This is a genomic window from Candidatus Cryosericum terrychapinii, from assembly GCF_003570925.1.
Taxonomy (GTDB): Bacteria; Caldisericota; Caldisericia; order Cryosericales; family Cryosericaceae; genus Cryosericum; species Cryosericum terrychapinii.
In genome coordinates, this window is sequence record NZ_QXIS01000024.1 from 39,121 (window position 1) to 50,414 (window position 11,294).

General features: G+C 56.7%; 10 protein-coding genes. All 10 read right to left on the reverse strand.

The genetic code is table 11. The features are described 5' to 3' along the window. Positions 1–31: 31 nt before the first annotated feature. Positions 32–943 (reverse strand): UDP-N-acetylmuramate dehydrogenase, encoded by a 912-nt coding sequence (murB, locus tag SMC7_RS04205; RefSeq protein ID WP_119089101.1) that lies wholly within the window; start codon positions 941–943, stop codon positions 32–34. Next, a complete protein-coding gene (locus SMC7_RS04210; RefSeq protein WP_119089102.1) occupies positions 943–2,412 on the reverse strand; it encodes a UDP-N-acetylmuramate--L-alanine ligase in 1,470 nt (489 codons plus the stop codon). The genes murB and SMC7_RS04210 overlap by 1 nt, the downstream gene beginning before the upstream one ends. Further along, the gene (locus SMC7_RS04215) at positions 2,405–3,472 is read right to left on the reverse strand and encodes a UDP-N-acetylglucosamine--N-acetylmuramyl-(pentapeptide) pyrophosphoryl-undecaprenol N-acetylglucosamine transferase (protein WP_119089103.1); all 1,068 of its coding nucleotides are present in this window, start codon (positions 3,470–3,472) and stop codon (positions 2,405–2,407) included. The genes SMC7_RS04210 and SMC7_RS04215 overlap by 8 nt, the downstream gene beginning before the upstream one ends. Continuing rightward, positions 3,472–4,560 (reverse strand): FtsW/RodA/SpoVE family cell cycle protein, encoded by a 1,089-nt coding sequence (locus SMC7_RS04220; RefSeq protein ID WP_119089104.1) that lies wholly within the window; start codon positions 4,558–4,560, stop codon positions 3,472–3,474. Before SMC7_RS04220 ends, SMC7_RS04215 begins: the two co-directional genes overlap by 1 nt. After that, positions 4,557–5,936 carry a UDP-N-acetylmuramoyl-L-alanine--D-glutamate ligase gene (murD, locus tag SMC7_RS04225; RefSeq protein WP_119089105.1) on the reverse strand — a complete coding sequence of 460 codons (1,380 nt, stop codon included), beginning with the start codon at positions 5,934–5,936 and terminating at the stop codon, positions 4,557–4,559. Before murD ends, SMC7_RS04220 begins: the two co-directional genes overlap by 4 nt. A 3-nt stretch (positions 5,937–5,939) precedes the next feature. Beyond that, positions 5,940–6,920, reverse strand: a complete 981-nt coding sequence (mraY, locus tag SMC7_RS04230) for a phospho-N-acetylmuramoyl-pentapeptide-transferase (protein ID WP_119089106.1) — start codon at positions 6,918–6,920, stop codon at positions 5,940–5,942. Continuing rightward, positions 6,917–8,473: a UDP-N-acetylmuramoyl-L-alanyl-D-glutamate--2,6-diaminopimelate ligase gene (locus tag SMC7_RS04235; protein ID WP_119089107.1), complete on the reverse strand. Its 1,557-nt coding sequence runs from the start codon at positions 8,471–8,473 to the stop codon at positions 6,917–6,919. The genes mraY and SMC7_RS04235 overlap by 4 nt, the downstream gene beginning before the upstream one ends. Then, entirely contained in the window at positions 8,470–10,161 is a 1,692-nt protein-coding gene (locus tag SMC7_RS04240; RefSeq protein WP_165845133.1) for a peptidoglycan D,D-transpeptidase FtsI family protein, read from the reverse strand. Before SMC7_RS04240 ends, SMC7_RS04235 begins: the two co-directional genes overlap by 4 nt. Positions 10,162–10,209: 48 nt before the next feature. Further along, positions 10,210–10,554 carry a hypothetical protein gene (locus SMC7_RS04245; RefSeq protein ID WP_119089109.1) on the reverse strand — a complete coding sequence of 115 codons (345 nt, stop codon included), beginning with the start codon at positions 10,552–10,554 and terminating at the stop codon, positions 10,210–10,212. A 2-nt stretch (positions 10,555–10,556) separates the two neighbouring features. Beyond that, positions 10,557–11,294: 16S rRNA (cytosine(1402)-N(4))-methyltransferase RsmH (gene rsmH, locus SMC7_RS04250; RefSeq protein WP_119089110.1), on the reverse strand; the 738-nt coding region annotated here is incomplete at its 5' end.

Here is an 11,294-nt window from a genome sequence, read left to right on the forward strand (position 1 = left end):
GAACTCACCATTGATACCCACGCGCTACCTCCTAGGAGAAGTCACCGAGCAGTCTGATCTCGGGCGAAAGGCGCACGTTGAAGCGTGCATAGACTCTCTGTACGACAATGTCCATAAGGCGCACGACATCAAGTGCAGTCGCCCCTCCCAGATTGACGATGAAATTCGCATGCTTGACCGACACCTGCGCCTGCCCCACCTGGAGACCCTTGCACCCCGCCTCCTCTATCAACTTGCCGGCATAGGTCGTTGGAGGATTCGTGAAGATACTTCCCGCATTCGGGTGTTCCCACGATTGTTTGGCATGCTTCTCAGATCGGATACGTGCAGCTGTCGACCGGATCGTCGCTCCGTCGCCAGCCTCAAGATCAAATGCAGCGCCCAAAATGATGGCCCCGCTCTCCTGAAACTCGCTGTAACGGTAGTCAAAATCGACATCTTCATGCTTCTTCACGACATACTCGAGGTTACGATCGAGAACTTCTACATACGCCAGGTGAGTGCTTATGGCCTGAGAGAACGAACCTGCGTTCATGTAGACAGCCCCTCCAACAGTACCGGGTATGCTGACAAGATACTCCAGTCCAGACAGATTCTGATGCATGGCGAAGTCCAGCAGGGAGGACAGTGGCATCGGGGCACGAGCAAGCACCAGTCCTTTCTCCATCAATGGTTGAAGCGAGGTCTCCGTAAGCCTCACGACCAGGCCTTCGACACCACGGTCGGACACAAGAACATTCGTTCCGTTGCCGAGAACCGTCGTCGGCACCTTGAGAGCTCTGGCAGCACGCAGTGCGCAAACCAGGTCCTCCTCACCATATGGCGTGTAGAGGCACTCGGCCGGACCCCCGATACGAAACGACGTATAGGACGAGAGCGGCTCCTTCGTCAGGACCCGTTGCTCGACGCGACGTCTGAACTTGTCTATGACCGAATTCACCATCAGTCGTTCTCCTGCTTTATGCGTTCCTCGAGGGACCTAGCAGTTTGACATTGTACCGCATTGCCGCTCGTCAGCAAGCCAGAAAATCGCAGACCAAGCTTATTCACATCTCCGGGGCCCATAAACAATACCACGTCGCCCGGGGTGGCCGATACCCGCAAGACGTCGAGCATCTGGTCTACGGGCATCTGGGGTGCTAGTGAGCCACCGACTGCTGTCTTCACGCTTTCTCGAAGCCTCTCGTTCAGCTCTTCTGGATGCTCCGCTGTCTCTCCAGCCGGGAAGATGTCGAGCAGCACGATCCGCGAGACTCCAGCCAGCGCCGGTCCATACTCCTCGAGACACATGCTCACGCGGGAGAAACGGTGCGGCTGGAGCACGAGGGTAACTAGTCTTCCGGGATACCGCACCGAAACAGCCTGCAAGGTCGCTCTGATTTCCGTGGGGTGGTCCGCATGGTCTGTGAGGACGACCGTTTCGTCATGGTCTGCCAGGAGCTGCATCCGCCGCTCCATTCCGGGGAAACCTTCCAGAACATGAAGTGTGTCTGCAAGGAAGACCCCGACTGCCTCGCACGCCAGACAAGCGGCAACAGCGTTGAGATAGCTCTTCTCGTCTCCTCGTTCCATGACGAATGGTTGCTCCATACGTTCTCTGGCAACCGTTGCCGTGTTGCTGCGGACATGGTAGCGCATCTGCACCTGATTTGACGCCTCCTGACCGTACAGAACGTGCCGCGGCAGAGCCTGCACGATCCTGGCCACTTCCCCGTCGTCGCCACAACCAACGATCAGACCGCCTCGCTTAGCGCATTGCTGGGAAAACCGGGCGAATGCGCCGACAAGGTTGGAGAACTTGTCTCCGTAAGCCCCCAAGTGGTCGTTATCGATGTTCGTTACTACAGCTACGTCTGGATGGAACTTCAGGAATGAGCCGTCCGATTCATCAGTCTCCAGGACCATGATCGGGCGTCCCTGAATCTGCCTTCGCTGTGTCCCTTCAGAGGGGAAGGCTCCATCAAATCCGGCGATATTGCCTCCAACGCAGATGGTTGGAGCAAAGCCCTGTCTTGCCAGCACATATCCAATCATTCCAGACGTCGTAGTCTTGCCGTGCGTGCCAGCAACGGCTATCAGGAAATAGTCTGATGCGACGGCAGACAGGATGTCTGTTCGGTGGAGAACGCCCGCTCTGATTTCCGCTGCAGCCATGAGCACCACATTGTCCGAGCGAATTGCCGACGACCGTACCAGAACTTCGTCATGACGAAGTGCCCCGACTGCCTCGGCTTCGGACATCACCCGGATACCCAGCGAAGTCAACCGTTCAGCCTCGGGACCGCCATTCGCGATGTCTGAACCCCGCACATCCATTCCGATGCTGTGCAGCAACATAGCCAGCGAACTCATTCCGGCGCCACAGATGCCAACAAGAAAAAAAGGCCTTCCAGGCTGCAGGAGTTCAGTCATGTGAGCACTCCTCTTCAATGGTGCGCATTATGGCGTCCCCCGCATCACTTCCAAAGATACTGGAAGCAGGAAGGGCCGGGCCTGCTTCATCATCCAGCGCCTTCTCTACGATAGACAGGTACCTGTCGAACAGCAGTGACTGCTGCTCAATGCGTATACCGAGACCAAGGCTCTCGAGATATGCCGCGTTCTTGGACTGATGCCGGCCAACGGCGAAGGGATAGGGGATGACGACAGCATAGATGCCTCCGACAGCAAGCTCCGTAAGTGCAAGTGCACCGCCTCTCGTCACCGCTATGCGCGCCTGCTCATAGAGTCGCTCCATATGCTCCTCATAGGAGACGACGACAGGATTGACATGCCGTAGAGACAGCCCGTCCACTGCATCACGAATCCTCGCATAGTCATCAGTTCCAGTTACCACGGTGACTAGAACTTCGCGGCCTCTGCTGTCCAGCTCCCGGATTGTCCGCAGGAACAGTTCGTTGACGAAGCTGGCCCCACCACTACCCCCGATAAACAGCAGTCCTCGGCGAAGAGGTCTGCTGAGCTGGCACTCCGTCAGTGCCGTGTAAACCTTACGTCGCAGGGGGTTTCCAGTGACGGTGAACCGTGAACCGGAGACCCCTTCAACAGGAAACCCCAGGAACACGTGCCGCGCACGGCGGGAGAACAGTCGATTCGCCCTCCCCATGACGGTATTTTGTTCCAGAAGGTATATGGGAACTCCGCTCATCTGCGCAGCCACGATTCCTGGCACCGAGACGTATCCGCCAGTACCAATGAAAGCATCCACATGGGCGTCCGTCATGACACGGCGGGCAGCTCTTACTCCACTTCGAGTTGCACGTGCAAGACGCCACAACGATCTGGGCGTATACAGAAGCGGGGCAGAACAGACAGTTCTCACATCAAGCCCCTGAGCAAGGAAAACGCGTTCCTCCATGCTGCCGGATCGTGCCAGCATGGTGACGGTTCCCCTGTCCAACAAGCGTTCCGCAATTGCGACTGCGGGGTAGACATGCCCCCCTGTCCCTCCTCCAGCGACAACGTAGTGCATCAGGCGGCCTCTGGACTCCGGGAAATAGCTGCCGCGATGCCAAGCGCGGCCATCTCGAAGACGATGTGATTGCCTCCCTGACTGAAGAAAGGCAGCGGTACTCCTGTCGTAGGAAGCAGTCCAACAACAACGCCAATGTTGACAAACGCCTGCACGGCGAGGAATACGCCCAGCCCCATGACATACACTCGGGCAAACGGCTCAGAAGACCTCGAGGCAAGCCTGAACAGGTCAAAGACGATCCACAGATAGATGCCCAGCACGATGGTCACGCCGATAAGCCCGAACTCTTCCGAGAATATGGCGAAAACAAAGTCATTTTCCTGGGCCGGGAAGTGGACGAATTTCTGGACGCTCCGCATGAAACCCCGCCCCAGCACTCCACCCCTCGCGACAGCAAACATGGAGTTCACCAGCTGATATGCGACGCCTTTCGCCTTGTCGGCCGCCAGCGGGTTGATGAATGAGGTCATCCTGACTTTCCAGGAAGCTTTCACGTTCACCGCAATCAGAGCCAGCGCGCCCAGGGCAGCCGTTCGGCTGATCCAGTAGCCTAGCGGAGCACCGACGGCCAGCAGGATAGCAATTGAGGACCCAGCAATGACGAAGGCCGTCCCGAAGTCGGGTTCCAGTGCGACGAGAGCGGTAAACCCCAGCACGAATAGCAGAAACGTGCGGTAGTATCGATGGTCATACTCGTTGAGGTACTTGCCACTGAAGAGCTTGGCGGCGAGAAGAGGCACCACCAGGACGACTGCCTGAGATGGCTGCAAGCCAATCAAATTGGTTCCGATCCATCGGCTGGAACCATTGACGCTCCTGCCAATGCTGGGAATGAGAACAGCGACCAGCAACGCTCCTAGGCCATACGTCAGGAATTCCGAAATGTCTGCCCAGCGCATGTACTTGAACCGCGAGCAGAACCAGTAGGCGAAGACTCCAACACCGACGATGATCGTCTGCTTGACAACACTCGGGGTAACAGCCACCAATTGACCTTGCGCAGCACTGAGACTGACGGCGATGCTATAGTTCTGTAGTACCCCCAGGCAGAGCAGTATGGCGACCAGAACCAGTATACGCCTCACCGCGTGACAACGCCCCGACGACCCTGCACGATCTCCCTGAACCGGTTGCCACGCTGCTCAAAGTCCCTGAACATGTCGAAACTAGCACAAGCAGGAGACAGAAGCAGCGTACCACCAGCAGAAAGAAGGTGTATTCCCTTGCTGACAGCTTCCTCAAGCGATTCGACGCGGACAATCTCCTCCATGCCGGCCTTGCGCAGCGAATCCTCAATAGCCGGGGCGGTCGCGCCCATCACGATTGCTGATACCAGATTCCTGTCTTCGGTCAGGTGCCACGCCATTTTGTCGAATGAGACGCCCTTTGAACTGCCGCCCAGAATGACTACATATGGTCCAGTCATGGCATCAGCGGCCGTCATGACCGATTCTGGAGTTGTTGCCTTGGAGTCGTTGACGAACATCACGCCATCCGCTGTTCCGACGTGCTCCAGTCGGTGGGGCAGCCCGTTGAAGCTCTCCACAGCCCTGCGAATGGCATCTGGCGAGATACCGTACAGAAAGGCCGCCAGAGCTGCGCTCATGGCATTCGCTACATTGTGCCGCCCCCGGATCCGCAGGTCTGTCTCTCTGAACAGTTCCACCGTGCGTGTCGTGTCTTTGAAAACGATGCCACCATCGACAACATGCGCGCCGGAGAATACGCCGTCACCCAATCCGAAATAGAACGTGGAAGGACTCAGCATTGGGCCAAGCGCTCTCAGCGCGGGGTCATCCCAGTTGAGCACAACGGCGTCATCCACCGTCATGTTCTCGAACAAACGCTTCTTCGTGGCGAAGTAGCGTTCCATGGTACCGTAGCGGTCAAGATGGTTCGGAACCAGGTTCGAGAAAATGGCCACTCTGGGATGGAACGTATGAATTGTCTCGAGCTGGAAACAGCTGACCTCAAGAACCGCCGGTCCTGCCAACGGGTGTTCCACCAGGAGCTGTGACACTGGAGTGCCCAGGTTGCCTCCTGTCACTGCATCGGGGTACGCCTCAGCAACAATTTCTCCGAGAAGAGCCGTGGTCGTACTCTTGCCATTGCTACCAGTCACTGCAAGCACTGACAGACCGGCATACGCGGCAATCTCTGTCTCACCGACGATGAGTTTGCCCATTTGTGCAGCGACCAGGACAATCGGAGCCTCGGGTGGGACACCGGGCGAGACAATGACCACGTCATAGGCAGCCATGATGCTCGCAGTGTTCTGTCCAAATTCAAAGGGAACTCCCACCTGCTGCAGCAGTCGGACCGCATGCTCGAACTCCTCTTCAGCGCTTCGCTGCTTGAATTCTGACACGAAAACGTCCACTCCGTGATCATGCAGGTACAGGGCTGCGTACAATCCACTTGGCAATGCCCCGACGACGAATGCAGAATTGAAAGGGATCACTGGCTATCTCCACGTCATCGTCAATGCCCCGGCAATGACAAACAGGATACTGACGATAAAGAACCGGTCGACGATCTTTGGCTCGGTCCACCCGAGCTTCTCGAAATGATGGTGTATCGGAGCCATAAGGAATACCCTTGTTCTGCGACCAGAGGCTTTGAAGACAAGCACCTGGATCATCACGCTTACCGCCTCTCCCAGAAACAGTCCTCCCAGCAGGATCGACGACAACTGGTTCCCGGAGGCAAACGCCCACACGACGAAGATGGAGCCAAGCGTAAGCGATCCCGTATCTCCCATGAACACTGATGCTTTTGTGCCGTTGAACCATAAAAATGAGATGGCAAATGCAGCAGCTGCCAAAGGGAGGATGCCGGCCAGTCCTGATGGATGCAGAAGCGAGGCTACTCCAGCCACAACAAATGCGGGAAGACTCGTCTTGGCGAGCAGGCCATCAAGGCCGTCTGTCAGATTGAATGCATTCACCATGCCGACCGCGTACAGCATGGCAACAACGTAGAAGGCCCAGCCGCCAAGAAGAACCACACCACTCGCCAGATAAAGGGTCGGAACAATCGATGGGTACGCCAGATAGAAAAAGAGCCCGGCTGCTGCTGTCTGGATCAGAAGTTTCTGGTAGCCACGCAGTCCGTCATTTCTGTGTTTGACCTCTTTAGTCCAGTCGTCCAGAAAACCGGAAACGAAACTGACTCCTACGAAGACCACTGCGGCGACGTCCAGCCGTGTCAAGCCCGTTCGCCCCATCACCAAGAAATAGGCTGCCACGGCTCCGGCAATGTTGAGAACCAGCATCAGACCGCCCGCCGTGGGCGTACCTGCTTTGGATTTGTGAGAAGCAGGCCCTTCGTCCCGTATCAATTGCATAAACCGTATCCTGCGCAGCCACGCAATAAGGAGAGGGAAAAGAGCCAGGTCCACAAGGACAAGAACGAGAACCATCAACATGGCAGACCTCGCGGTCATCGGCGTCCCTCCTGCGACTGCGGACCATCAGCGTCACAAACATAGCCGTGATCGCGCAACGCGAGGCGCGCTTCTTCCCGGTCATCGAAGACGACATCCTCGTGTTCATAGTACATGACCGTCTCATGCCCACGACCGAGAACCAGAACCATGTCGCCGGGCCTGGCTACAGCAATGGCACTTCGAATTGCCTGCCTTCTGTCTTCGATGACTGTGAAATGGTCGGTGGTGAACCCGTCCTCGATGTCGTGAACGGCAACCGACGCGTCTTCATGACGAGGGTCCTCCACGGTCACGAAAGACCAGCGGCAGGCGTCCTCTGCGAGGCGGGCCATGATCGGCCGCTTCTCGCGGTCATCGGCGCCAACAGAACCAAACACGGCCAGCAGGTCTCCCCGCACGGTGGGCCGCACAGCGCTGAACAGTGCCGAGAACTCCTCTGGCGTATGGGCATAGTCCACGACGACCTCGAACGGCTGTCCACAGTCAATGCGCTCATAGCGCCCGGGGACGTAGAGTGTGGCAGCAAGACACTGTACAGCCTTGCCCAGGTCGCAGGTGGGTTCAATGGCATCGACCGAACTGATTGCCGCCAGACAGTTGGATGCCTGGAACGCCGGGCCGATGGAAAGCTCCACGTCAAACGAGGTTCCGTTGCGCGCAAGGACCTGAAACGTGGTTCTTCCCATTTTGGACACGACGTGGTCACCACGCAGATCAGCTGCTCGCTCCAGGGAGAACGTCCTGACCTGCGAGCGCCCGGCTGCGTCCCTGAAGGAAGCGAACGAAGGATCGTCAGCGTTGAGAATGGCCACAGAGTTCTCATCAAGTGACGTGAACAGGCGCAGCTTGGCCGCCAGATATGCATCCATCGTGCCATGATATCCCATGTGATCCTGCGAGAAATTCGTGAAAACCCCACAATCAAAGCGCATGCCGTGAACTCTGCCGAAAGCGAGCGCAAACGAAGAAACCTCGAGCACGGCAACCCGTGCCCCCTGGTGAACTGCATGGTCCAGATACCAATTGAGCGCAAAGGCCTCCGGCGTCGTGGCGGGCAGAGCGTCAGGAGGAAAGAACTCGCCATCAGGCATGACATAGCCTGTGGTCCCTATCATGACGCTCGCGATATCAAGTCCCTGCAAGAGACGACGAATCATGTATGCTGTGCTCGTCTTGCCGCTCGTTCCAGTGATGCCGATCATCTTCATGCGACGAGCAGGGAAGTTGAAAAAGGCCTGCGATACCAGACTCAGGAACTCACGACAGCTCGAGACGATGACAACTGGCACATCCTGAACCTCAGGATGCTCAGTTTCAGCGACAACGCAGGCCGCCCCGGCGCAAAGAGCGCTGGTGATGTAGGACGCTCCGTCCAATCTGGTTCCAGAGATGGCGATGAACATGGCCCCCGGCCCGCATTCACGCGAATCAGGCGTGATCAGGTTGATCATTGCCCTCTGGCCAAGCGAGGAACGCGTGGAATCCCAAGACCCAGGAGGCAGCGTATGAAGGAGCTCAGCAAGCTCCCGTTCTTCAACGACGAATTTCATGGTTTCAACCTCAGATACTGTATCAACTGCAGCGCAATCTTCTTGAATGTCGGCCCTGCCACAAGAAACGATGTGCGTGCTCCTTTTCGAGTCTCATGGACGCTGAGGAACACGACCACCCTGGGGTCGTTCGCCGTGAGGATTCCTGCGAAGCTGAATACGTACGATCCGTCAGTCAGATAGCCTCCTCCGGGAGCGGCTATCTGAGCAGTGCCAGTCTTTCCGGCAACTTCGTAGCCGGGAATGTAGGCGCTGAAAACGCCGACATCTTTCTGCACGACTCCGTGGAGGCCCTCGAGAACAGCCTTGGCAGTCTCCGGCTTGAACAACTGACCGACGACTCCAGGCGTGTCTGTGCGCTGGCTCGTTCCTGAGGCGTCGACGATGTGATCGACCACGTAGGGTCGCTGCATGAGGCCTCCGTTGGCTATCGTGGCATAGAAGTTCGCCATCTGGATCGCCGTCACCGCTACGCCCTGGCCAAATCCCATGGTAGGAAGCGTTGTCTTTGACCAGAGAGACGTTGGAAGCAGAATGCCGGACTCCTCTCCAGGCAGATCGATGCCCGTCGGTTTGCCAAAACCGTACCGGCTCAGACAGTCGTAGAAGCGTGTAGTTCCTATCTTCATGCTCAACTGGCAAAACGCCACGTTGGAGGAGTGCTGCAACATTGCGTAGAGGTTCATCGTCCCATATGGATAGAGATCGTGAACGACCGTGTCGAAGACTTTGAGACTACCGCCGCTGTAGAACGTACTCTGCAGCGTAATCGTACCCGTCTCGAGACCGGCAACCGATGTCGCTGCCTTGAACACAGAACCAGGCTCGTAATTAGCACTGATTGCCTTCTCCGAGAGAGAGCTCATCGGAGCGTCCTGCCAGTGTTCGGGATCTACGCTTGGCACATCGACCATCGCAAGGACTGCATCAGTCTTTGGATCCAGGATCGTGCACGTAGCCCGCTTACCATCATATGTCTTGAGGGTCTCCATGAGAGCCTGCTGTGCGAAATACTGGATGTTCGAGTCGATCGTCAGCACGATGTTCTTGCCTGGTACAGCTTCGAGAACATCCTCTGTGACGGCGGGCTCACCGGGATTCGAGCCAGAGACCTTGTAGGTATGTCGCCCGTCCGTACCTCCGAGTTCCTTGTCGTATTGGAACTCGATTCCCGACAGACCCTGGTTGTCCGAGCCGGTAATACCGACCACGGAAGACATGAGAGCTCCCAGCGGATAGACCCGGCGATAGCCCTTGTCCAGCACGATTCCTGGTACATCGAGTTGGCGCAGTGCGTCATATTCCTCGACGCCAACCTGCTTCTTTAGGTAGATGAAGCTTGATGACGTGCTGCGTATCTGCTTCTCCAGCTGTGACACGGATGCCTTGATGACAGGGGCGATGCGGGCCGCGGTCAGCTGAGGGTCTTTGACTTCCTTCATGTACAGGCCCAGGGACCACGTCGCCACATCCTGCGCCAGCACGCGCCCTGTCGAATCCTGGATCATTCCTCGCTTTGCCTTGATAGGAATAGACTCGGTCTCAAGCTGCTGGTTAGCCTTATTCACAAGCGTAGTGCGGGCCACTACTTGCAGATAGACGAACCGTGACTCAATTCCTAGCACTGCAACCAGGAATACCGTAAAGACGACAACAAGACGTCGTCTGAACATATCATTGAAAGACACGACGCCTCTCTTCATCAATTCCGTATGGTCTTGACGCAGGTATTCCCGCTAATGAAGACTGTCCAGTGTGCCGATCACCGCCGTGTTGTTGGCTGCCATACCCATAGCGCCTGCGGCAGCCCGCACCCGATCGGGTGACATGAGCTTTGTGTCGCGCTCGAGCAGCGATTCCTGCTGCTGAAGCTGTGCCTGAATGGCCGTCCTGTTCAACTCCACCTGACGCTCCAAGAACAGAGTCGTGCTGTACACATAGCCATAGGCGCACAGCAGACCGACGATCGTCACGCCCAGAACAACATACCGACGTGCTGCTTTTCTCGCCACGGCCGAGACGCAAACTGTCGCTGCAGGGCGACGGACCGTTGTATAGTTGCCTCTGACTGCAATACTCATGGCTATACCCTTTCCAGTACGCGCAGCTTGGCACTGCGAGAACGTCTGTTCGTTGCGACTTCTGAGTCCATAGGCCGAATGACTTTCTTGTTGACCAGGCGAAATCCTGGCTCCCCCGAGACCGGATTCTCGCAGAGAGCCAGGTAGCTTCTCTTCACAATTCTATCTTCGAGCGAATGGTAACTGATGACCAGGAGTCTTCCGTTCAGATTCAAGAGCGATGCTGCGGACTTGAGACCATTCTCGAGAGCATTGAGCTCATCGTTGACATATATGCGCAGAGCTTGAAAAGACTTGGTAGCAGGATGTATGCGGGCGTGCCTGGAAGGGAAGACAGCGGCTACTGTCTCCGCCAATTCACTCGTCGTCTCGATCGGTGCTCGTTGCCGACGGCGCACGATCGCGCGAGCGACCTGACGTGACCTTCCCTCCTCGCCATATTTCCACAAGATGTCAGCAATATCTTCCTCTGGAAACGAGTTCACGATATTCCTGGCAGTGACCTTGAGATCATCGTCCAGTCGCATGTCCAGTGGTTGGTCATAGCTGAATGAAAACCCCCTGCCTGTGCCCGTGAGTTGCTCTGAAGAAAAACCCAGATCCATCAGGATTCCGTCGAATCGTGTGTCCGGATAATCCTTCAACAACCGCGTCATGTCCCGAAAGTTTCCGCGGATGATAACCTTGCGGGCGGCAGTATCTTTCAGCCGCTCGCGGGCAATGGCAAGAACCGCTGCATC

Coding starts and splice junctions, on each gene's coding strand:
- murB (WP_119089101.1), bottom strand. CDS start 943: ATGGTGAATTCGGTCATAGACAAGTTCAGACGTCGCGTCGAGCAACGG.
- SMC7_RS04210 (WP_119089102.1), bottom strand. CDS start 2,412: ATGACTGAACTCCTGCAGCCTGGAAGGCCTTTTTTTCTTGTTGGCATC.
- SMC7_RS04215 (WP_119089103.1), bottom strand. CDS start 3,472: ATGCACTACGTTGTCGCTGGAGGAGGGACAGGGGGGCATGTCTACCCC.
- mraY (WP_119089106.1), bottom strand. CDS start 6,920: ATGACCGCGAGGTCTGCCATGTTGATGGTTCTCGTTCTTGTCCTTGTG.
- SMC7_RS04235 (WP_119089107.1), bottom strand. CDS start 8,473: ATGAAATTCGTCGTTGAAGAACGGGAGCTTGCTGAGCTCCTTCATACG.
- SMC7_RS04245 (WP_119089109.1), bottom strand. CDS start 10,554: ATGAGTATTGCAGTCAGAGGCAACTATACAACGGTCCGTCGCCCTGCA.